This is a genomic window from Paraburkholderia sp. RL17-373-BIF-A (assembly GCF_046030175.1).
GTDB lineage: Bacteria > Pseudomonadota > Gammaproteobacteria > Burkholderiales > Burkholderiaceae > Paraburkholderia.
Window position 1 is genome coordinate 1 of record NZ_JARESO010000046.1, and the last position, 19,995, is coordinate 19,995.

The 19,995-nt window shown below is 63.5% G+C and carries 20 protein-coding genes; 17 read left to right on the forward strand and 3 right to left on the reverse strand.

Annotated features, from left to right (window positions below):
• Window positions 1–1,350: DNA topoisomerase IB (locus P0D80_RS36290; RefSeq protein ID WP_408291104.1), on the reverse strand; the 1,350-nt coding region annotated here is incomplete at its 3' end.
• A 212-nt stretch (window positions 1,351–1,562) separates the two neighbouring features.
• On the opposite strand from P0D80_RS36290, the gene P0D80_RS36295 reads away from it, so the two are divergent.
• The 5 genes from P0D80_RS36295 to P0D80_RS36315 all read left to right on the forward strand — a co-directional run bounded on the left by P0D80_RS36295 (window position 1,563) and on the right by P0D80_RS36315 (window position 4,285).
• A complete protein-coding gene (locus P0D80_RS36295; RefSeq protein WP_132377402.1) occupies window positions 1,563–1,904 on the forward strand; it encodes a chemotaxis protein in 342 nt (113 codons plus the stop codon).
• A 150-nt stretch (window positions 1,905–2,054) separates the two neighbouring features.
• Window positions 2,055–2,606 (forward strand): type 1 glutamine amidotransferase domain-containing protein, encoded by a 552-nt coding sequence (locus P0D80_RS36300; RefSeq protein ID WP_408291024.1) that lies wholly within the window; start codon window positions 2,055–2,057, stop codon window positions 2,604–2,606.
• A gap of 100 nt (window positions 2,607–2,706) precedes the next feature.
• Window positions 2,707–3,270 (forward strand): DUF4142 domain-containing protein, encoded by a 564-nt coding sequence (locus P0D80_RS36305; protein ID WP_408291026.1) that lies wholly within the window; start codon window positions 2,707–2,709, stop codon window positions 3,268–3,270.
• On the forward strand, window positions 3,267–3,611 hold the full coding sequence (locus P0D80_RS36310) for a DUF1488 family protein (protein WP_408291028.1): 345 nt from the start codon (window positions 3,267–3,269) through the stop codon (window positions 3,609–3,611). Before P0D80_RS36305 ends, P0D80_RS36310 begins: the two co-directional genes overlap by 4 nt.
• A 92-nt stretch (window positions 3,612–3,703) precedes the next feature.
• Window positions 3,704–4,285, forward strand: a complete 582-nt coding sequence (locus P0D80_RS36315) for a hypothetical protein (protein ID WP_408179998.1) — start codon at window positions 3,704–3,706, stop codon at window positions 4,283–4,285.
• 92 nt (window positions 4,286–4,377) lie between these two features.
• Here P0D80_RS36315 and P0D80_RS36320 read toward each other — a convergent pair whose 3' ends face one another.
• Window positions 4,378–4,620, reverse strand: coding sequence for a hypothetical protein (locus tag P0D80_RS36320; protein WP_408291030.1), 243 nt, complete (start codon window positions 4,618–4,620; stop codon window positions 4,378–4,380).
• 371 nt (window positions 4,621–4,991) lie between these two features.
• Here P0D80_RS36320 and P0D80_RS36325 point away from each other — a divergent pair, with 371 nt between their 5' ends.
• Window positions 4,992–5,444 (forward strand): PA2169 family four-helix-bundle protein, encoded by a 453-nt coding sequence (locus P0D80_RS36325; protein WP_132377396.1) that lies wholly within the window; start codon window positions 4,992–4,994, stop codon window positions 5,442–5,444.
• Between the two features lie 190 nt (window positions 5,445–5,634).
• Here the strand turns inward: P0D80_RS36325 and P0D80_RS36330 are convergent, their stop codons facing one another.
• Window positions 5,635–5,976, reverse strand: a complete 342-nt coding sequence (locus P0D80_RS36330; protein ID WP_408180000.1) for a BON domain-containing protein — start codon at window positions 5,974–5,976, stop codon at window positions 5,635–5,637.
• Window positions 5,977–6,472: 496 nt separating this feature from the next.
• Between P0D80_RS36330 and P0D80_RS36335 the strand changes: the two genes are divergently transcribed.
• The 11 genes from P0D80_RS36335 (at window position 6,473) to P0D80_RS36385 (ending at window position 19,974) form a co-directional block, all read left to right on the forward strand.
• On the forward strand, window positions 6,473–7,954 hold the full coding sequence (locus P0D80_RS36335; RefSeq protein ID WP_408291033.1) for an RNA polymerase factor sigma-54: 1,482 nt from the start codon (window positions 6,473–6,475) through the stop codon (window positions 7,952–7,954).
• 134 nt (window positions 7,955–8,088) lie between these two features.
• Window positions 8,089–9,267 carry a pyridoxal phosphate-dependent aminotransferase gene (locus tag P0D80_RS36340; protein WP_408291035.1) on the forward strand — a complete coding sequence of 393 codons (1,179 nt, stop codon included), beginning with the start codon at window positions 8,089–8,091 and terminating at the stop codon, window positions 9,265–9,267.
• 187 nt (window positions 9,268–9,454) lie between these two features.
• A complete protein-coding gene (locus P0D80_RS36345; RefSeq protein WP_408291037.1) occupies window positions 9,455–11,239 on the forward strand; it encodes a S10 family peptidase in 1,785 nt (594 codons plus the stop codon).
• Window positions 11,240–11,420: 181 nt separating this feature from the next.
• Entirely contained in the window at window positions 11,421–12,167 is a 747-nt protein-coding gene (locus tag P0D80_RS36350) for a FadR/GntR family transcriptional regulator (protein WP_408291039.1), read from the forward strand.
• 349 nt (window positions 12,168–12,516) lie between these two features.
• On the forward strand, window positions 12,517–13,260 hold the full coding sequence (locus tag P0D80_RS36355; RefSeq protein WP_408291041.1) for a (Fe-S)-binding protein: 744 nt from the start codon (window positions 12,517–12,519) through the stop codon (window positions 13,258–13,260).
• A complete protein-coding gene (locus P0D80_RS36360) occupies window positions 13,257–14,651 on the forward strand; it encodes a lactate utilization protein B (RefSeq protein ID WP_408180005.1) in 1,395 nt (464 codons plus the stop codon). The genes P0D80_RS36355 and P0D80_RS36360 overlap by 4 nt, the downstream gene beginning before the upstream one ends.
• A complete protein-coding gene (locus tag P0D80_RS36365; RefSeq protein WP_408180006.1) occupies window positions 14,638–15,225 on the forward strand; it encodes a LutC/YkgG family protein in 588 nt (195 codons plus the stop codon). Before P0D80_RS36360 ends, P0D80_RS36365 begins: the two co-directional genes overlap by 14 nt.
• Before the next feature lie 73 nt (window positions 15,226–15,298).
• The gene (locus P0D80_RS36370) at window positions 15,299–16,183 is read left to right on the forward strand and encodes a LysR family transcriptional regulator (protein WP_408180007.1); all 885 of its coding nucleotides are present in this window, start codon (window positions 15,299–15,301) and stop codon (window positions 16,181–16,183) included.
• A 156-nt stretch (window positions 16,184–16,339) separates the two neighbouring features.
• A complete protein-coding gene (locus P0D80_RS36375; protein WP_408180008.1) occupies window positions 16,340–17,353 on the forward strand; it encodes a succinylglutamate desuccinylase/aspartoacylase family protein in 1,014 nt (337 codons plus the stop codon).
• 37 nt (window positions 17,354–17,390) lie between these two features.
• Window positions 17,391–18,806 carry an MFS transporter gene (locus P0D80_RS36380; protein ID WP_408291045.1) on the forward strand — a complete coding sequence of 472 codons (1,416 nt, stop codon included), beginning with the start codon at window positions 17,391–17,393 and terminating at the stop codon, window positions 18,804–18,806.
• A 280-nt stretch (window positions 18,807–19,086) separates the two neighbouring features.
• Window positions 19,087–19,974: an MBL fold metallo-hydrolase gene (locus P0D80_RS36385; RefSeq protein ID WP_408291047.1), complete on the forward strand. Its 888-nt coding sequence runs from the start codon at window positions 19,087–19,089 to the stop codon at window positions 19,972–19,974.
• The last annotated feature ends 21 nt before the right edge of the window (window positions 19,975–19,995 follow it).

Below are 19,995 nucleotides of genomic sequence, written 5' to 3' on the forward strand. Positions count from 1 at the left end.
GTTTTTTCCCGGCGCGGGTTTTTTGCCGGCGCGGCCCCCCCCCGCCCCCCCCACGCCTGCAACCCGAGATGCAGTCGCGCGCCGGGTTCCTTGCGTACCAGCCTTTGCATCTGCCTTTGCCGCCGCTGCTTTACGCACCACACGCGACTTCGCTTTACGCACCACACGCGACTTCTTCAGCAGGCTAGTGATCGAATCGCCGATGCTGTCGGCCACCGCCGATTCGCGCGCCTTGCGCCCCTTCGCGCCGGCCTGCCGCGCGAGCTTCGCCGCGCGTTTTTCGGCTTGCGCAAGCAGCGCGGCAAACGCGACCTCGTCCACTCTCAGCCCGCGGCGCGATTGAGCGGGCGCGAGGCTCTGCAATTCGTCCGCTTCGAATGAGCTGATCACCGCGGGGTGAATGTAGCAACGCTTGCACACGGCCGGCGTATTGCGCAGTAACGCCGCCACATCCTTCACGGTCGCGACGATATGACGGCGCGCTTCCGCCGCGCTACTGCACATCAAGCGGCGCAACGCGGCCAACGCATAGACGCTGCCGGCCCACGTGCGATAGTCCTTGGCTGTGAAATCCGCACCGCTCGCGCGGCGCAGATAGTCGTTGATATCGGCGGAGCCGACGGTGCGGCGCGTGCCGTCTTCGTCGAGGTACTGGAACAGGTCATGGCCCGGCAGTTCTGCGCAGCGCCGCACGATGCGCTTCACGCGTGGATTGTTCACCGTCACGTCGTGTTCGATGCCGCTCTTGCCGCGAAACCTGAAACGCAACTGGCCGGTTTCGATCTTCACGTGCTTCTTGCGCAGCGTCGTCAATCCGTACGACTGATTGTCGCGCGCGTATTCGACGCTGCCGATCCGGATCAGCGTCGTGTCGAGCAACTGCACGATCGCGGCGATGACTTTGTCGCACGGCATGCCCGGCAGATTCAGGTCACGCGCGACGCGGGCGCGGATCTTCGGCAGCGCGCGGCCGAACTCGGCCATGCGTTCGTATTTGTCGGCATCGCGCGTCTCACGCCAGCGCGCGTGATAGCGATATTGCTTGCGGCCGCGCGCGTCGCGGCCGGTCGCCTGGATATGGCCGCGCGCATCCGGGCAGATCCACACGTCCTCATAAGCCGGTGGAATCGCGAGCGCATTGATGCGTTTGATTTCGTCTTCATCGTCGATGCGTTTGCCCGCCACATCGAAGTACGCGAAGCCGTCTTTCTCACGCTGACGCGTGATGCAGGCTTTCGTATCGTCGGCATGGCGCAAGCCCGGCGGCATGGCGGCCGGCGCGGGCTGTTTCGCGTTGTCGTCGTCCGCGCGTTCAGGGCGGCGTTGAATCGAAGTAGGTGTGGCAGCCATCGTCGCAGGTAGAAGTTTCAAGCAGAGGGCGCGCTTTGCGCCGGTGACTGTGCCTGCAAGCAAAGGCAATGCCTGGCACCGCCTTCGGCGTGGCGCGCATGGCTGCTGCCGGTTGCTTCTGGTTGCTTCTGGTTACTTCGTGAACGAGCGGAACGGTCCTTGCGAACTCTCGCTACGGGTACTGAATGAACGAACGAACCAAGGAGAGCGCGATGAGCAGCACACTGAATCCCGATGAAGAGCCGCAACAGGTCGTCAAGCAAACTGCCGGCACGACCGGCGCGCTCGGTCCGAGCGATTCGTCCGATAGCGGCAGCGACGTCGCCGGTGCGAAGCGTCATGAGTTCGACGTGGATACCGAACTGGACAACCACGCGCTCGAAACCGGCGACACCGAACTTGGCAGCGATACGGATCGTGCCGGCACAGGCGAACGCGCCGCTGCCGACGGTGATTCGACGCTTGTGCCGGACGGTGATATCGAGCCCGACCGGGTGATCGATCCGCTGGCTAACGACGATGATGGCCTCGACGATGACCCGCAAGGTCTTTGATTCTGCTTCGGCTTCGGGCACCGATCAGATGGGCGCATGGCTCGGGCAGGCGGTCGAATGCGTGGGCACGTCTTTTGCTGCACTGACATTAATGATGGGGTCGGGCGTCGCGACAAGCCCGGTCCAGCACCTACAGGAAGGGGAGTGTGCATGTCTGACACGCTGAAGGGTTACGAGGTGGCGGTACTCGCGGTGGACGGTTTCGAGCAGGCAGAACTGATCGAGCCAAGACGCGCACTGGCTGAAGCAGGCGCAACGGTGCACGTCATTTCAGCCAAGCCCGGCAAGATCCAGGGTTTCAAGCACGTGGACAAAGGCGACGCCGTCGAGGTGGACACGACGTTCGACGAGGCAAGCGCCGACGACTATGACGCCGTCGTGTTGCCGGGCGGCGTGGTGAACGGCGACGCGATTCGTCTGCTGCCGCAGGCACAAGCTTTCGTCAAAGCCGCCGACAACGCGAAGAAGCCGATCGCCGTGATCTGTCATGGCGGGTGGTTGCCGGTGTCGGCGGGCATCATCAAGGGCCGCACACTCACGAGTTGGCCGAGCTTGCAGGACGACATTCGCAATGCGGGCGGCACGTGGGTGGACCAGGAAGTGGTCGAGGACGGCAATCTGATCAGCAGCCGCAAACCCGACGACCTGCCGGCTTTTAACAGAACGCTCATTGCGCAATTGTCGAAGCGCAAGGCGGCATGAGCGGAGTGACGATCGGAGCGCGCGCATTCGCATTTGATGAATGTCGCGCCACGTTTCACCGGTTCCGCTTCGGTGTATCCGTCGACCTGGGAGAAAGTGCATGAAATTCCGGTATTCCCTACAAGCGATGACTGTCGCGCTCAGTTTGAGCGCGGCGTCCGTCGGCGCGGTCTACGCGCAAGCCAGCGACGCTCCGGCGAGCGATGCACCGGTCAGCGGCACGAAGCTTTCGCCGGCGGATCAGCAATTCGTGCAGGACGCCTCGCAGGCCGACGCCACCGAAATCGCGGCCAGCAAGGTTGCGCTGAAGAATTCCAGCGATCCAAAAGTGAAGAAATTCGCGCAGCAGATGATTACGGACCACACGAAACTCTCCCACGCGATGGCGGCGCTCGTCTCGAAGAAGGGCCTCACCTCGACGCCGTCGGCGGATTCCGCGCTGGTCGGCAAACTCCAGACGCTCAAGGGCAAGGAATTCGATCAAGCCTACGTCGAGCAGATCGGAGTGGAAGCGCATCAGCGAGCGGTCGATCTGTTCCAGCAGGAAAGCACCAGCGGCACCGATGCGCAACTCAAGGCGGCGGCTCTGCACGCGCTGCCGACCATCAAACATCATCTCGCGATGGCGCAGCAACTCGCCGGCGCAATGAAGGGTTCGCCATGAACGCGATCCTGCCGCGACCGGCCTATGAGGATTCCCTTATGCAGATCACTTTTTCCGACGACAAGCCGGTTTTCGACGGAGCGAATCTGACCGTGCGCTTCATGGCGCGGGTGGATGGCGAACCGGTCGTCTGCACGATTACCGCCGAAGCGCTCGAGGATCATTTCGGCGCCGATTCCGCCCTGGAAGCCGCGCTGATGGCCGCCTTCGACAAAGGCCGTCAACGTATCCGTTCGGTTTGCGCAGAAGCACTCGACCAGAACGACGGTGATGGCGTAGTGTTGCATAGCGGACTGTTCAGAGTGGAAGGCATGGAACCGGATCGCGGCACCACGGCGTAGTACCGGCGCGTGCCGTCGCTCGCGCGCTGTGCGGCGCGGCGAAATGCGGCGGCATGGTCCGCAAACGCTATCCAACGATGCAAGGAGGCCTCATGTCACTCATCGTCGCAGCACGCTTTACGACTTTTCCCGCCGCTGAAGATGCGGCGGCAAAGCTCTTCAATGCAGGTTTCGTCGAGGAAGACGTCACGCTGTTCTTCGTCAATCCGCGTGGCCAGCACGCGCGTTTTCCGATCGGCGGCGACACCAGCACTGATGCCGGCGCGAGGGATGCGCCCAAAGGTGCCGGCATGGGCGTCACCATCGGGGCGGTAGTCGGCGCCGTGGTGGGCGTCGGGATCTTCGCGGCGTTCTCCGCGCCGATCATCGTGTCGTTGATTGCCGCGGGCGTCGGCGCGTATGTCGGCTCGTTGGTCGGGGCGATGTCGCGAACGCGTGACGCTGGCCATACGGGCCATCGTCCGGCATTTCACGAGGAGACGCGCGATTCCGGCGTGCTCGTGGCCGTGCACGTCTCGCCGGATAATCAGTTCGATGCCGCGCGCGTTTTGCGCGAAGCAGGCGGCATGGCGATCGAGCGGGCAAGCGGACGCTGGCAGCAGGGACGCTGGGCCGACTTCGATCCGTTGAAGCAGCCTGTGCCGCTCAGTGAGTTCAGCGAGAGGAGCGCTTGAGTTGACGCGCGTTTTCGCTGCGGTCATTAGCTGAACGGCCCGACATCAGTCGGGCCGTTTTTTTTGGTGCCTGTCAGTACTCGACTCTCTGCTCAGACCCAGACTTGCGGCGCATTGCGTTGCGGCTGCGGCGCGCGCTCCACCTGGCGCTCGTCGCGCGTCGGCTCGCAAGCAGCCGGCACGAGTCCATCATGCATCACGCCACACGAAGGCGACGTTGCCTGAGCATTCGCAGACGGCGCTTCCCGCACTTGCACATGTTCTCGAATCTGCATCACGGCGGCCGAGGTGATGATCGCGACGGCGGCCAGAAATTCTGCGCTCCTGATCTTCATGGTGATATTCCCTGTCGTTGTTGCCTGCCCATTGTTTTCAATCCATTGGCACGTCTTGCAGTGTGTTGTTGCGTTGCACGCGTGCTGGGGGCGGAGCATATAAAGCAACCGCTGTGCCATCGAGCGGAAGCCCGCTGGGCGTTGCTTTGCGGGCGGTCGCGAGGCTTCGCGGCGGGCAACATTTACGCGCGTTGGCAAGATTGCACGTGCGTCGTCGTCGCAGCGCGCAATACGTCCACGGCGATAGCCGTCGGGCACGGCTCGTGCGAATAGATCCATGAACTCCATCGTCGGAGGGCGGGCGCCTGGCAACAGCCTGACGATTCTCCGGCGACGGATTCCATGACTAACGAAACCCTTGGAGGTATTGAATGGCTACGAACGTTGTTTCCGTGTTGAACGATCTGGTCGAAACGTCGAAGGACGGCGAGAAGGGCTTTCGCAAAGCAGCCGAAGACGCGCACGACGCGCAGTTGAAAACGCTGTTCCTGTCACGTGCGGAAGACTGCACGCGCGGCGCGCGTGAGCTGCAGGACGTGGTTCAAGGGCTGGGCGGCAAGCCCGAAACCGGCGGCAGCATGAGCGGCGCGCTGCATCGCGGCTGGGTCGACGTGAAGTCGGCCGTGACGGATCGCAGCGACCACGAGATTCTGGCCGAGTGCGAGAAGGGCGAGGACGTCGCGAAGAAGCGCTATCACGATGCGCTGGAAAAGGAATTGCCGGCGGATGTGCGGGCGATCGTCGAGCGGCAGTACCAGGGCGTGCTGCAGAATCATGACCGCGTGCGTGATCTGCGCGATCAATATGCGGCGGCCAAGCGCTAAAAGTGGCTGAGCAATCGGCGCTCGATAGGGCGCCGGTTATTGTTCTTTCTTAACCGCAATCGGCGTCCATTCGGAAGCCGATTGCACATAAAAAAGCCATCCGCAACGCGGATGGCTTTTCTGTTTCCTGAACCAGAAGCACCGAGAAGCGCCAACCGAAGCCGGCACTTCCCGGGTCGACCGGCCGCTCTTATTCAGCAGCGATCTTCAGATGGTTCTTGACGCTCGATACACCCTTCACTGCCTCTACGACTTCGCCGGCTGCTGCCTTGTCGTCGGCCGAAGGCACCGTACCCGTGAGCCACACCACGCCCTTGCGGGTCTTCACGTGGATGTGCGTCGACTTGACGTTCTTCGCGGCCAGCAGGTCTGCCTTGGCCTTGGTGGTGATGGTGCCGTCATCGACGTGCTGGCCGATGGTTTCGGACGCCGCCGACGGAGCGCTGCTCTGCGCCATGACGTTGGTCGCGTTCAGTGCGAAAGCGACACAAGCGATGCTACCTGCGGTCTTCAAAAGTTGGATGGTCTTCATGGTTTCTCCTTCGGGTGTTGATGAAAATTGCGGTCTTGTTGCCTGCGGTCGATCGCGGCCGGAACCGCCGATGACACGCGTGGGATCGTTGCCGCTACGGTTCCGTCAGGGCCCGTTATCGACACCGGATGACGGTCTGCATCCGCTGCGCTTGCGCGTTGAATGCAAAGACCGGCGTCCGTCCACATAGTGCCTGGACGCAAGCGGTGTGCCCGCCATGGCGTCAAAAGACTGCCGTCGCAGGAAAGCCGTTACGACACAGGTATTTAGGCTGAGGAATGGGCCGCCGCGAAGCGTGGGCGGCACGCTCGGCGGCTCGCGGCGGGAGGGACCGGAATTTGCCGGGTGCTTGTAAAAAAAGCGCCTGGCGGCCTGCGCAATTGGCGGGCCTGAAAACGCAAAGCGTAGAAAAAACAGGGCGTTGCGCAAGCTGGTACGACAGTTGCTCTTGGGAGGTTACTCACCATTTTTCGGCTATTAACGGGACCTCACTACAATGCCTTCAATTGAACTACGCACAAGGCAGTCTCTCGCACTCACGCCGCGTCTGCAGCAATCGGTGCGTCTGTTGCAGTTGTCGTCTCTGGAGTTCCAGCAGGAGTTGCGCACGGCGCTCGACACCAATCCGTTCCTCGAGTACGACTCGTCGGAGACGGAAGACGTTGCGCTGTCAACCGCAACCTCCGGTGAAGACGGCGGCGCGCTGCCCGCCGCCGACACCGTCGCAAGCGCCGAACCCGATTCGGTGCAGGCTGAATCCGGCGCCAACGATACGCTGGAAGGCGCGGGCCAGGACGACATGCCGGGCGACTTCTCCGGCGACTACAGCAGCCGCAGTTCGACGCGCCAGAACGGCGACTCGGACAGCAGCGACCCGGCCGAATGGGCGCGCTCGCAGCCGACCTTGCGCGAGCAACTGCACGATTCGCTGCGCCTTTACCGACTCGACGACCGTGACCGCGCGGTGGCCCGCTTCATCATCGAGGCGCTCGATGACGACGGCTATCTGCGCCAGGAACTCGCCGATCTGGCGGACAGCGTCGATCTCGAACCCGAATTGACCGAAGAAGAATTGCTGGTGGCGCTGCGTCTCGTGCAATCGCTCGATCGCCCGGGTCTGGGCGCGCGTTCGTTGTCCGAGTGCCTGTCGCTGCAGGTGAACGCGTTGCCCGCCGACACGCCGGGGCGCGAAGTCGCGCGGCAAATCGTCGAACATCATCTGGAACGGCTCGCGCGCCGCGAGCAGGCCGAACTGCAAAAGCAGATCGGCTGCAGCGCCGAAGAATTGCGGGTGGCCTGCGCGCTGGTGCGCAAGCTCGACCCGAAACCGGGCAACAGCTACGGCCGTACCGAAGACAACTACGTGGTGCCGGACGTGATCGTGCGTCAGGTCCGCAACAAGTGGGTCGTCGCGATCAACCCGGCGGTGCAGCCGCGCGCGCGAATCCATCGCATGTATGCGGAACTGTTCGCGCAGTCGGCCGGCGCGAGCCGTTCGCCGCTCGCGCAGCAACTGCAGGAAGCACGCTGGCTGATCCGTAACGCGCAGCAACGCTTCGACACGATTCAGCGCGTGGCCGAATGCATCGTCGCGCATCAGAAGGCCTTCTTCCAGTACGGCGAAATCGCGCTCAAGCCGATGGTGCTGCGCGACGTCGCCGAGGAACTCGGCCTGCACGAGTCCACCATCTCGCGTGCCACCGGCAACAAATATATGGCCACGCCGCGCGGTATTTTCGAATTCAAGCACTTCTTCCCGCGCGAACTGGGCACGGAAAGCGGCGGTACGTGTTCGGCCGCGGCCGTGCGCGCGCTGCTCAAGGAAATGATCGCCGCGGAAAACACGCGCGATCCGCTCTCGGATGTGACGCTCGCCAAAATGCTCGCCGATCAGGGCGTGCTGGTGGCGCGCCGCACCGTGGCGAAATACCGGCACCTGATGAAGGTGCCGCCGGCGGAGTTGCGCCGCCAGCTTTAACGCGCCGCCCCTTAAAACGGGGCAACGCTCAAGCGCCACGCGAGGCTGTTCGCTCGCGTGGCGCTTTTTCGTATCTGGACGTTTCGCGCGTGCCCCTTTACATTGGCGGGTCCATGGGAAACGGGGTGGGGTCAATGAAGTACTCGAATCTGGTCGAACGCTTGCAGGGCCGGCGCACCTCCGCGTGGGAAATCCATCGTGTCGCGCAACAGGCGGAGGCGAGAGGTGAAGACGTCATCGTGCTGAGCGTGGGGGACCCCGATTTCGCCACGCCCGCGCCGATCGTCGAGCGTGCAATCGAGGCCTTGCGCGGCGGCGATACGCACTACAGCGCCGTGTCCGGCCGCGAGCCGGTGCGCGCGGCAATTGCCGCGGAACACGCGCGCATGACCGGCTGTGCCGCGAGCGCCGCCAACGTGATCCTCACCGCGGGGGCGCAGAACGGTGTGTTCGCCGCATCGTTGTGTCTGCTCGAAGCGGGCGATGAAGTGATCGTCCCCGAGCCCATGTATCTGACCTACGAGGCCTGCGTGCGCGCGGCCGGCGCCACGCTCGTGACGGTGCCGGTCGATCCGGCGCGGGCGTTTCACGTCGACTGCGACGCGTTGGAGGCGGCCGTCACGTCGCGAACCAAGGCCATTTTCTTCGCGACGCCATGCAATCCGACCGGCGTGGTCATGCAACGCGCCGATCTCGAACGTATCGCGCGGCTCGCTTGCGAGCACGACCTATGGGTGCTGTCCGACGAGGTCTACGCCGAGCTGACCTTCGAACGCGAGCACGTGAGCATTGCCGCGCTGCCCGGCATGGCGGAGCGCACCGTGACGCTCGGCAGTCTGTCGAAATCGCATGCGATGGCGGGTTGGCGCGTGGGCTGGGCGATCGGGCCCACCGAACTGATCGAGCATATGGGGCGGCTCGCGCTTGCGATGCTGTACGGCTTGCCCGGCTTCATCCAGCAGGCCGCATTGACGGCGTTGCAGCACAAGGCTCAGATCGCCGCCGAGATGCGTGAGATCTACCGGCGCCGGCGCGACGTGGTATTCGAGCGTTTGCATCGTGTGCCGGGCTTGCGGTGCCTGTTGCCCGAGGCGGGCATGTTCATGATGGTGGACGTGAGCGGCACGGGCCTCGATACGGTCGATTTCACCTGGCAACTGTTTCGCGCGCAGGGCGTATCGCTGCTCGACGCGAGCGCTTTCGGCGAGACGGCGAATGGGTTCGTGCGGCTGGGATTCGTCGTCGACGAAGCGCGCCTCATCGATGCGTGCGAGCGGATCGCTGTATTCGTCGGTGCATTGCCGCGTCGTTGAGTCTTTCGTCAACATTTCGTTTGCTTTTCGATTAGCGTCACGCAGCGATGCGCTATGGGAGGAGTGCGCGTCCTCGCCAGTTTTCGATTGACGCCGCAAATGCTTGCGTCAAAAATCGAGCGCCGAGTTCGTCTTAACCATTGACCTTCCGGACTTCGGCGCCTATCGACTCTCGGTCGGGAAACTCATGGGCCTTCGCTTCACCTTCTGGTTGCGCCAATCACTGATGGCAGGATCGATGGCGGCCGCGCTCGTCGCGATGGCGCTCGTGCTGCTCGCGCTCGCCACGTTCAGCACGATGTGCGCGGCGGCTGAACCAGACGATTCGCCGGAAGCCGCTGCAAGCACGGACGTCGAGGCATCTGCGCCGGACGCGCCACGCATCGTGAGCGGCACGCCCAATCAACGCGCGGAGGCGAACGACCAACCGCTCGATGAGTCGCACGCAGCCCCGCCGCAGCGCACGCCTCGCCAGCCACGCCCCGCCGCGACGACGCAGAACGAAGCATCGGGCAGCACGGCGCAGCGCAACGCGAAACCTGAGCCGGCGGCGATTCCGGTACCGCCTGAAACCTCGTCGGTCACGCAGCATTCCATCCGGCTCGATGGCCGCAAGATCGACTACACGGCCACCGCCGGCAACCTGTTGTTGCGCGACAGGACGGGGCAGGCCAACGCGAGCGTCTTTTATGTCGCTTACACCGTGGCCAGCAAAACGCCGGAAAAGCGGCCGGTCACGTTCCTGTTTAACGGCGGCCCCGGCGCCGGCACCGTGTTCCTGATGATCGGCTCGTTCGGACCGAAGCGGGTGCGCACCGCGAGTCCCGACATCACGCCGCCCGCGCCTTACACGCTCGCCGACAATCCCGACAGCCTGCTCGATACGACCGACCTGGTATTCATCGACGCCGTCGGCGCGGGCCTGTCGAGGGTGGTCGGCCATGGCACCGGCAAAGACTTCTGGGGCGTCGATAAGGATCTCGGCGCGTTTTCGCAATTCATCGACCGCTATCTGACGGTGAATCAGCGCTGGAATTCGCCCAAGTACCTGCTGGGCGAATCGTATGGCACCGCGCGCGCCGCGATGCTCGCGTATCAGTTGGGGCAGAACAATATCGCGCTCAACGGTGTGATCCTGATGTCGTCGGTGCTCGATTCGGCCGCGTTTTCGGCCGGCTCGGATTTCAAAAGCGAAAGCTATCTGCCGAGCTTCGCGGCGATCGCCTGGTATCACGACAAGATCGTGCCGAAGCCGGCCAGTCTGCCGGCCTTTCTCGACGAAGCCCGCGCGTTCGCGCGCGGCCCGTATGCGCAGGCGCTCGCGCAAGGTGATGCGCTGCCCGACGCCGAGCGCGACGCGATCGCCGCGCGAGTCGCGCAGTTCACCGGCCTCGATGTCGGCTACGTGAAGCGCAGCCGCTTGCGTCTCTATCCGTCTCGTTATCGCAGTGAATTGCTGCGCGATCAGGCGCGCAGCGTCGGCCGTTACGATGCGCGTTTCGAAGGCATCGACTTCGACAGCGTATCCGAGCGTCCTGATTACGATGCGTCGGTAAGCAGTGTCTCAAGTGCTTTCGACGCGGCGCTGCACCAGCATTTCGCTCAGGATCTGCACTTCACGCCGGCCGAGCGCTACCGCGTCTTCAACGACGAAGCGTTGGCGCAGTGGGACTGGAAGCATCGCGAATGGTGGGGCGAGCATCTGCCTGTGCCGTACGCGGCGGGTGATCTGGCCGAGGCGATGCGACAGAATCCGCATTTGCGCGTGATGTCGGTGAACGGCTATTTCGATCTGGCCACGCCTTTCTATGCGACCGAATATGCGCTTGCGCATCTTGGCGTGGATGGGCCGCTGCGCGCCAATTTGCGAATCGCCTACTATCCGACCGGTCATATGATCTATCTCGACGACGCGGCATTGCATACGCTCAAGCGCGATCTGGCGAGTTTCTATGCGGCGGGGGCGCGCTAGCTGGCTCTGAAGAACTCGCGCGGCGCTCGGGGCTTGCCTTACAAGCGGATTCGGCGTGTTCGGTTGAACGGTATAATTCGTTGCAACGTCGCGGTATGACTGCAACGTTTCAGCGCACCGCGCCTGGACGCTTCCACCGCCTGAAAACCGCTCGCTCAACCGGCTTCACTCACCGCTGCCCATGCCATTTCTCCCGATCCAGTCCTTCACACGCAAACGGTTGTCCGACGTGGTGTCCGACCAGATCAAGCAACTGATCTCGGACGGCACGCTGATGCCCGGCGACCGCTTGCCGGCCGAGCGCGATCTGGCGACGCAGCTCGGCGTGTCGCGGCCGTCGTTGCGCGAGGCGCTGATCAGGCTGGAAGCGGACGGCTACATCGAGACCTCCGGGCGCGGCGGTTTCACGGTGGTCGACGTCACGGCGCCGATCATCTCCAAGCCGCTTGCCGAGCTGCTGCTGCAAAATCCACGTACCAGTGCCGATATTCTGGAATTGCGCCAGGGGCTCGAATCGATTTCGACGGTGTATGCCGCCGAGCGCGCCACGGCCGCCGACCTGAAAAAGATCAGCGTGGCGTTCGAAGCATTGAAGGCCGGCTCGCAGTCGCAGGATCGCGTGAACCTCGCGGAACTGGACGCCGCATTTCACCTCGCGATCGCCGACTCCACGCACAACATCGCGCTCGCGCATGTGATGCACGGCATCCATACGCTGATTCGCGAAGGCATGCGCCAGTACCATCGGCTGATCGATTACGACGACGCGATGGAAAAGCAGTTGATGAGCCAGCATCAGGCCATCTACGACGCCGTCATGGCGCGCGACGCGCAAAAGGCGCGCAAGGCCGCCGAGCGTCATTTGACTTTCGTGCGCGAGATCTACAAGGAAGACGCGGCGAAGCCTTCGTCGAGTGCGGTTTCTTGATTGCGTAAGCGCTTGAATGCTGTCTGGACGCTAGCCTGGCGCCCACGTGGTCGCGGTTTCAATCTTTCGCTTTAAATCCCCTTCAGTGCTGGTTCATTGCCGCGGATGCTTGCGCGCACGGCGCGGCCTTATCGTTCCTGATCGCCGCTAATCCGTCGCGATCCCGCGATTGACACCCTCTCACAACTTCCCTTATATTCTTGGTCAGACCAACCTTACCAGTCTGACTGGAACGACGAAAACCTTGTCAAGGTCGATCCATGCCGCCGCGACGCCGTACTGGTTCCCCGGCGCGATTCCGCAGTAGAGTAGGTGGTCGCCGGCTGCCATTTTTCTTTTCAATAAGCTTATGAAAGTCGCCCTGTTCATCCCGTGCTTCATCGACGCGTTCTATCCCGAAGTGGGGATCGCCACGCTCGAATTGCTCGAACGTTTCGGCATCGAGGTCGACTATCCGCAGGAGCAAACCTGCTGCGGCCAGCCGATGGCCAACAGCGGCGCGCATGCCGAGGCAGCCGGCACCGAGCGTGTGTTCGCGCGCAACTTCGCGGGCTACGACTACATCGTCGGGCCGTCGGCGAGTTGCATCCACCACGTGCGCGAGCATCTGACCGCGCTCGAACAAACCGACGAAGTGAAGAAAGTCCGCGCGAACGCTTACGAACTCGTCGAGTTTCTGCACGACGTGGTCGGCGCGCGTGAGTTTCCGTGGGCCGAGTTTCCGCATCGCGTGGGCTTGCATAACAGTTGCAGCGCGTTGCGACATCTGAAGGAAGCGTCGATTTCGGAAGTGGCGGGCACGCCGTTTTCGAAGCCGCGCACCTTGCTCGAAGGCGTGAAGGGCATCGAGTTCGTCAAGCTGGCGCGGCCTGACGAATGTTGCGGGTTCGGCGGCACGTTCTCCGTCACTGAAGAGCCGGTGTCGGTGCGCATGGGACAGGACAAGGTGCGCGATCATCTGAATGCGGGCGCCGAATACATCGTGTCGGGCGACATGTCGTGCCTCATGCATCAGCAAGGCTGCGCGGAACGCATGAAAGCCGACGCGCGTTTCATCCATATCGCGCAGGTCCTCAATGGAGCACGCGCATGAGCAACCGGATCGATCACGCGAAAGCCGCGGGCGCGTTCATCAGCAAGACGGAGCACGTGGCGTTTCACGACAAGCGTCTGTGGGATTTGCGTGAGAAGCGCGATGTGCAGGCGCACGGCATTGCGGAATGGGAGACGATGCGCGAACTCGCATCGGGTATCAAGGAACATACGCTGTCTAATCTGTCCGCGTATCTTGAGCAGTTCGCGGCGGCGGCCGAGGCCAACGGCGTGACGGTCCATTGGGCCGCTACCGCCGAAGAGCACAACGCGCTCGTGCACCAGATCATGTCGGAACGCGGCATGACCACGCTCGTCAAAAGCAAGTCGATGCTCACCGACGAATGCAAGATGCGCGAGTATCTCGAACCGCGCGGCATCACGGTGATGGAAACGGATCTGGGCGAACGCATCCAGCAACTCGATCATCAGGACCCGAGCCACATGGTGGTGCCGGCGGTGCATAAACTGCGCGCCGATGTAGCCGAACTGTTCGGCCGCACCATCGGCACCGATCCGAAGAATAGCGACATTCACTACCTCGCGGAAAGCCAGCGCATGAACACGCGGCCGTACTTCGTGCGCGAGAAAACGGCCGGCATGACCGGATGTAATTTCGCGGTGGCGGAGACCGGCACGGTCGTGGTGTGTACGAACGAAGGCAATGCGGATCTGTCGGCGAACGTGCCGCCTTTGCATATCGCGTCGATCGGGATCGAGAAGCTGATTCCGAAAGTATCGGACCTCGGCGTGTTCATCCGCATGCTGTCGCGCAGCGCGCTCGGCTCGCCGATCACGCAATACACCTCGCATTTCCGCGCGCCGCGTCCGGGCACGGAGATGCATTTCATCCTCGTCGATCACGGCCGCTCGGAGCGGCTCGCGATGGAGGACTTCTGGTACTCGCTCAAATGCATTCGCTGCGGCGCCTGCATGAATACGTGTCCCGTGTACCGGCGCAGCGGCGGGCTGTCGTATGGCGGCACGTACTCGGGGCCGATCGGCGCGATCATCAATCCGACCTTCGATCTGAAGCGCTACAGCGCGTTGCCGTTCGCGTCGACGCTCAATGGCAGTTGCACCAACGTGTGTCCGGTGAAGATCAATATCCACGAGCAGATCTACAAATGGCGCACGGTGATCGCCGAGCGTCATGAAGTGCCGTTCGTGAAGCAGGAAGTGCTGAAAATGGCGGGGCGCTTGCTGGCGAGTCCGACCTTGTATCGCGCGACGGTGTCGTCGATGGGTAGCGCGCTGCGGCGGCTGCCGAACTTCGTGCTGTATAACCCGCTCAATATCTGGGGCAAGCAGCGCGAGTTGCCCGAGGCGCCCAAGCTGACCTTCCACGCCTGGTACAAGAAGAATCGTGGAGGCGACAATGGCAACGCGTGAGGCTTTTCTGGACAAGGTGCGGCAGGCGCAGCCGCCGTCGCGGCCACGACCCGAAGTGCCGCTGTTCGACTCGGCAGGAGGCGATCTGCGCGCGCGCTTCACGGCGGCCTTGCAGGCAATGGGCGGCGCCTGCGTCGAAGCCAGTTCCGCAGCCGATGTGAGCGGGCTGATTCGCGAGCGCTTTGGTGCGGTGGCATCGGTGGCTTCGGCGACTGCCGAAGTGCCAGGCACGCGCGCGCTCTCAGCCGATACGGAACCCGCCTCGTTGCAGGACATCGACGTCGGCGTGGTGCGGGCACGCTTCGGCGTTGCGGAAACCGGCTCGGTGTGGTTCAGCGAACGCGAGTATGTGGTCAACGCGCTGGGCTACATCGTGCAGCATCTGGTCGTGCTGCTCGACCCGGCGCAATTGATCGACGGCTTGCAGGACGTGTACCGGCGCGATGATTTTCGTGACGCCCGTTATGCGGCGCTCGTCACCGGACCTTCGGCGACGGCGGATATCGAGGGCGTGCTGATTCGCGGCGCGCAAGGCGTGCGGTCGTTGACGGTGGTGTGGCTCGCGGCGCAATGAAAATGCAGTAACCGCGGCGTGATCGAATGGCACAATGCGGCATCCCGTTCGATAAGCCTGCCACTCTGCTGACATGGAACTCCGGCATCTCCGATACTTCGTCGCCGTTGCGGAGCACGCGAGCGTGCGCGGCGCCTCCGAGCAACTTCACGTGACCCAGCCGGCCATTTCGCGGCAAATCCAGGACCTCGAGGAAACCTTGGGCGTCGCGCTATTCGAGCGCACGCCACGCGGCCTCAAGTTGACGCTGGCGGGCGACGCCTATCTGCGCGAGGCGCGCGGCATTCTGCAGCAGGTCGAGCAAGCGGCGCGCGTCGCGCAACGAGTCGCGGCAGGCGTGTCGGGTCATGTGCGCATGGGGTTCGTCGAAAACGCGGTGTGGGGCGGCCTCGTGCCGAACGCGCTGCAAGCGTTCCAGCAGAAGGCGCCGCAGGTCGGCATCGAACTCACGCCGATGAACACGCCCGAGCAACTGGACGCGATCGACGCGGGTCAGCTGGACGGCGGCTTCATCTACCACTTCGGCGCGCTGCCCGAACAGTTCGCCAGCTTGCCCTTGCTCGAAAACGGTGTCGTGCTGGCGGCGCCGGCTTCGTGGTCGTTCGGCCGGCGCAAGACCGTGCCTGCCGCGCAACTGGCCGGCAAGCCCTTCATCACGTTTCCGCGCGATGTTTATCCCGCTTACTACGACCGCCTGATCGGCGCATGCGAGCGCGCCGGTTTGACGCTCGACGTGGTGCAGGAAGTGTCGACGGAAGCCGCGATTCTCTCGTTAGTGTCGGCGGGTGTGGGCGCGGCGATCGTCAACTCGGCCAATCGCGAACGGCCGCCCGCGCTGGTGCAATTCCTCACACTGTCCGATCTGTCGATCGTGCTGCCGCTGCATTTTGCCTATCACGAGCAGCATCGCAATCCGGCGCTCGCGCAGTTCATTGCCTTGCTCAAGGCGCAGAAGTGAGCGGCTGGCAATACCTTGCTGTGATGCCTTTAAGGCATCGGCTTCCCTAAAAATCGGCATTGGCGCTGCTTTTTTGCCTCGACGATATTGAATGCACGACCACGGCGCGTCATCCGACGACAGCGCCGTGGTCCGCTTTCTTATCGGGAGACAACCATGCCGTCCACTCCATCGCTGATTTCCACCGACATCGACTACGAACGCCCCGGCCTGCAAAACGGCACGTTGCGCGTGCCGTATTCGCACGACCGCTCCGCGTACGGGCACATTCCGATTCCGATCACCGTGCTCAAGGGCGGTGACGGTCCTACCGTACTGTTGACCGGGGGCAATCACGGCGACGAATACGAAGGCCCTGTCGCGCTGATGAAACTGATCCGGCGCATGCTGTCGATGTCGATTAACGGTCGGCTGATCGTCGTGCCGGCGCTGAATTTCCCGGCCTTTATCAACGGCTCGCGCACCTCGCCGATCGACAAGGGCAACCTGAACCGTGTTTTTCCCGGCACGCGCAACGGCCATATCACCGAAATGATTGCGCACTATGCGGACACCGAACTGTTTCCACGCGCCGACGTCGTGATCGATCTGCACGCGGGCGGCGCGTCGTTCAATCATCTGCCAGCCTTGCTCGCGGCGCCGCCAGCCGACGCGTCGCGCCGTGCCGAATACCGGCGGCTCGTGCAGGCGTTTGCCGCGCCGCAAACCATGCTCATGGATCTGCTCGGCGAGGACCGCACGTATGGCGCGGCCGTAGAGCGGCACGGCAAGCTGTTCCTGTGCGGTGAATTCGGCGGTTACGCGGCCTGCGATCCCGACGGCGTCGCGATCGTCGAGGATGGTCTGCGGCGTGTGCTGCATACGCTCGGCGTCACGCCTGACGATCGTCCGCCTGCGCCGCGGCACGACACGCGTTGGTTGAAAGTGGACGGCGCGCGGCACTACGTGTTCGCCTCGCGGGCGGGCGTGGCCGAACCCGTGTTCGCACTCGGCGATCAGGTCAAAAAGGATCAGTTGGCCGCGCGGGTGTTCGATCCGTACGCGCCGTGGAGCGAACCGCAGGAGATCCGTTTTGCGGGCGATGGTGTGGTGGTCTGCATGCGTTCGTTCGCACGCGTCGAACCGGGCGACTGTATCGCCGTGCTGGCCGCGGATGCGCAGTGGCAATGACCCCGTCCATCGAACAGAAGCCAGCCGGAGATTCGCCATGAATGCAGTCACCACCGTGACCGATGCCGACGCCGCCGATGCGCGTCGTGGGCACGCCTACGTCGTCGTCCTGTTCTTTGTCTGCTTTGCGTTTTCGTATCTCGACCGGCAGATCGTGAGCATTCTCGTGCAACCGATCAAGGAAACGCTGGCGCTCACCGATACGCAAATCGGCCTGCTGCAAGGGTTTTCGTTCACGCTGTGCTACGCGACGGCGGGCGTGTTCATCGCGCGCTTGATTGATCGCTCCAATCGCGTGCGGTTGATTGCCGTGTGCGTGGCGATCTGGGCGGTCTCCACGGCGCTGTGCGGGTTCGCGCACAATTTCGGCGAACTGCTCGCGGCGCGTGCGGGGACGGCGATCGCGGAAGCGGGCCTGAGCCCGGCGGCGCTGTCGATCTTCAGCGATCTGTATCCGCCGCGCAAAGTCACTCGGGCAAGCAGCGTGTTCATGCTGGGACCGTACATCGGCGGTGGCGTCGCTCTGTTCGGCGGCGGCATGCTGCTCGGTTCGATCGAGCACGGCGCGGGCGCTGCGTGGCTCGCGGGCATGGGTTTGAACGGGTGGCAGGCGGTGTTCGTCGCGGTCGGATTGCCGGGGCTGGCGCTTGCGGCGATCGTCGCGTTGTCGGTGCGGGAGCCGCAACGGCGCGGGGTGTCGTCCGCGCTTCGGAACGTGGCCGCGGACCCGGCCACGCAGGGTGTCGTCCCGACTGAAACTGCGCCATCGGCCGCTGTGGTGGCCGAGGCCTTGCAAGACAGTACGCCGCCGCTGAAAGACGTGCTGCGTGAACTGTTCGTGAAGAACCGCTTCTGCCTGCCGTACTTCGCCGCCTATGTCGCGCTGATCACGCTGTTCTACTCACACGCGGCCTGGTTTCCGACGCTGCTGATCCGGCATTTTCATCTGACGCCACGCGTAGTCGGACAGATGGCAGCGCCGGCCTATATGTTCGGCGGCATACTCGGTGTGCTGAGCGCGGGCTGGCTCGCAGGGCGCGTCAGCGATGCCGCCGCCGTGCGCAAGGTGCTGGTGCTGTCCGCGTCGGCGGCTGCGTTGCTCGTGCCGGCCGCCATTGCGATGCCGCTCGTCGGCGATGTGCATATCGCGGTGGTCCTGTATGGCGCCTCCGCGTTTGCTGCGAGTGTCGCGATGGCGTTGGCGCCGGTGCCGATCCAGATCGCAATTCCGAATCGTATGCGCGGACGTTCGATTGCGTTGCTGGTGTTTCTCACCAACGCGATCAGCGGCGGACTCGGGCCGTTCGCGGTCGGCTTCATCAATGAGCGGCTCGGCGGGCAAAGCGCTGGTTTGGGCGTGGCGCTGGCGTGCGTCGGCGGTGTGGCGGCTGCGCTCAGCGCGCTGCTGTATGGCGTGGCGGCGCGACGCACGCCGGTGTTGGCTCGCGCATGACGCGGCTTGCATGGCCGCGTCCGCGTGAATCGGTGCATGACATGGCCCGCATGGTGGCGGCCGCGTGAACCGGCGCAAGAGATGGTTGCATGGAGGCGCGTCGCGCCCCCGTAGACCGATGGACACCGAGCCTCACATGGCGATGCCCACAAAGCATCGCCATACGCAGAAAACGGCATTAGCCGGCAAGCCACGGATTTGCGATAGTGAGGCCATTCACCGCAGAAGAGTGGCATAACCGATCCACTCGCTGCCGCCGCACTTTTCACGGAGTCACATCATGCCGACTGAGGTCCTCACGCACCGAATAGGCGACGCGCGCATTACCCGCGTCAGCGAAACCTGTTTTCCGTTAGCGCCCATGGTCCTCTATCCGGAGTGGGCGCTGTCGGCAGCCGACGAATTGGGCCGCCGCCTGTCGTCGGCAAGTCTCGACCTCGAACACAACGAAGTGACGCTCAGCGTGCACACCTGGGTCGTGCAGATCGACGGCCTGACCGTGCTGATCGACACCGGCATCGGCAATTTCAAGGAGCGGCCGTTCAGCAAGCTGTTTCATCAGTTGAACAACCCGTACCTGGAGCGTCTCGCCGACGCGGGCATCTTGCCGGCGCAGGTGGACGAGGTGCTGCTCACGCATCTGCACGCGGACCACGTCGGCTGGAATACGCAGTGGATCGACGGCCGCTGGCAGCCGACCTTCCCGAACGCGAAATACGTGTTCCCGCAAGCGGAGCAGGATTTCTTCGCGACCCCGGCGGGTGACAGCCGCCGCATGGTTTTCGATGACAGCGTCGTGCCGGTGATCGAATCCGGTCAAGCCGTAACGATTCCTGCCGAGGGCGGCACGTGGCGCGAAGGTATCGTATTTCATCCCACGCCGGGGCATAGCGCCGGACACATGTCGATATCGATCCGTTCGCGCGGCGAGGAAGCGATCTTCACCGGCGATGTGATGCATAACCCCATCCAGGTCTACCGGCCGGAATGGAACTCGACGTTCTGCCTCGATGCGGCGTCTGCGCGTCACTCGCGGCGCTGGTTGCTGAACTACGCGGCCGATCGCGACGCGACGCTCTTCACCGCGCATTTTCCGCAGACATCGGCGGGGCGGGTGAGGCGCGGCGCGGACGGATTCGAATGGCAGTACGCTGACGCCGCACCATGACGTTGCCTTTGAGGCAATCTG

Excerpts from the sequence above, each read along its gene's own strand:
- P0D80_RS36385 (WP_408291047.1), top strand. The coding sequence starts at position 19,087 with ATGCCGACTGAGGTCCTCACGCACCGAATAGGCGACGCGCGCATTACC.
- P0D80_RS36345 (WP_408291037.1), top strand. The coding sequence starts at position 9,455 with ATGGGCCTTCGCTTCACCTTCTGGTTGCGCCAATCACTGATGGCAGGA.
- P0D80_RS36365 (WP_408180006.1), top strand. The coding sequence starts at position 14,638 with ATGGCAACGCGTGAGGCTTTTCTGGACAAGGTGCGGCAGGCGCAGCCG.
- P0D80_RS36370 (WP_408180007.1), top strand. The coding sequence starts at position 15,299 with ATGGAACTCCGGCATCTCCGATACTTCGTCGCCGTTGCGGAGCACGCG.
- P0D80_RS36315 (WP_408179998.1), top strand. The coding sequence starts at position 3,704 with ATGTCACTCATCGTCGCAGCACGCTTTACGACTTTTCCCGCCGCTGAA.
- P0D80_RS36355 (WP_408291041.1), top strand. The coding sequence starts at position 12,517 with ATGAAAGTCGCCCTGTTCATCCCGTGCTTCATCGACGCGTTCTATCCC.
- P0D80_RS36380 (WP_408291045.1), top strand. The coding sequence starts at position 17,391 with ATGAATGCAGTCACCACCGTGACCGATGCCGACGCCGCCGATGCGCGT.
- P0D80_RS36300 (WP_408291024.1), top strand. The coding sequence starts at position 2,055 with ATGTCTGACACGCTGAAGGGTTACGAGGTGGCGGTACTCGCGGTGGAC.
- P0D80_RS36350 (WP_408291039.1), top strand. The coding sequence starts at position 11,421 with ATGCCATTTCTCCCGATCCAGTCCTTCACACGCAAACGGTTGTCCGAC.
- P0D80_RS36295 (WP_132377402.1), top strand. The coding sequence starts at position 1,563 with ATGAGCAGCACACTGAATCCCGATGAAGAGCCGCAACAGGTCGTCAAG.
- P0D80_RS36360 (WP_408180005.1), top strand. The coding sequence starts at position 13,257 with ATGAGCAACCGGATCGATCACGCGAAAGCCGCGGGCGCGTTCATCAGC.
- P0D80_RS36325 (WP_132377396.1), top strand. The coding sequence starts at position 4,992 with ATGGCTACGAACGTTGTTTCCGTGTTGAACGATCTGGTCGAAACGTCG.
- P0D80_RS36340 (WP_408291035.1), top strand. The coding sequence starts at position 8,089 with ATGAAGTACTCGAATCTGGTCGAACGCTTGCAGGGCCGGCGCACCTCC.
- P0D80_RS36330 (WP_408180000.1), bottom strand. The coding sequence starts at position 5,976 with ATGAAGACCATCCAACTTTTGAAGACCGCAGGTAGCATCGCTTGTGTC.
- P0D80_RS36310 (WP_408291028.1), top strand. The coding sequence starts at position 3,267 with ATGAACGCGATCCTGCCGCGACCGGCCTATGAGGATTCCCTTATGCAG.
- P0D80_RS36375 (WP_408180008.1), top strand. The coding sequence starts at position 16,340 with ATGCCGTCCACTCCATCGCTGATTTCCACCGACATCGACTACGAACGC.
- P0D80_RS36305 (WP_408291026.1), top strand. The coding sequence starts at position 2,707 with ATGAAATTCCGGTATTCCCTACAAGCGATGACTGTCGCGCTCAGTTTG.
- P0D80_RS36320 (WP_408291030.1), bottom strand. The coding sequence starts at position 4,620 with ATGAAGATCAGGAGCGCAGAATTTCTGGCCGCCGTCGCGATCATCACC.
- P0D80_RS36335 (WP_408291033.1), top strand. The coding sequence starts at position 6,473 with ATGCCTTCAATTGAACTACGCACAAGGCAGTCTCTCGCACTCACGCCG.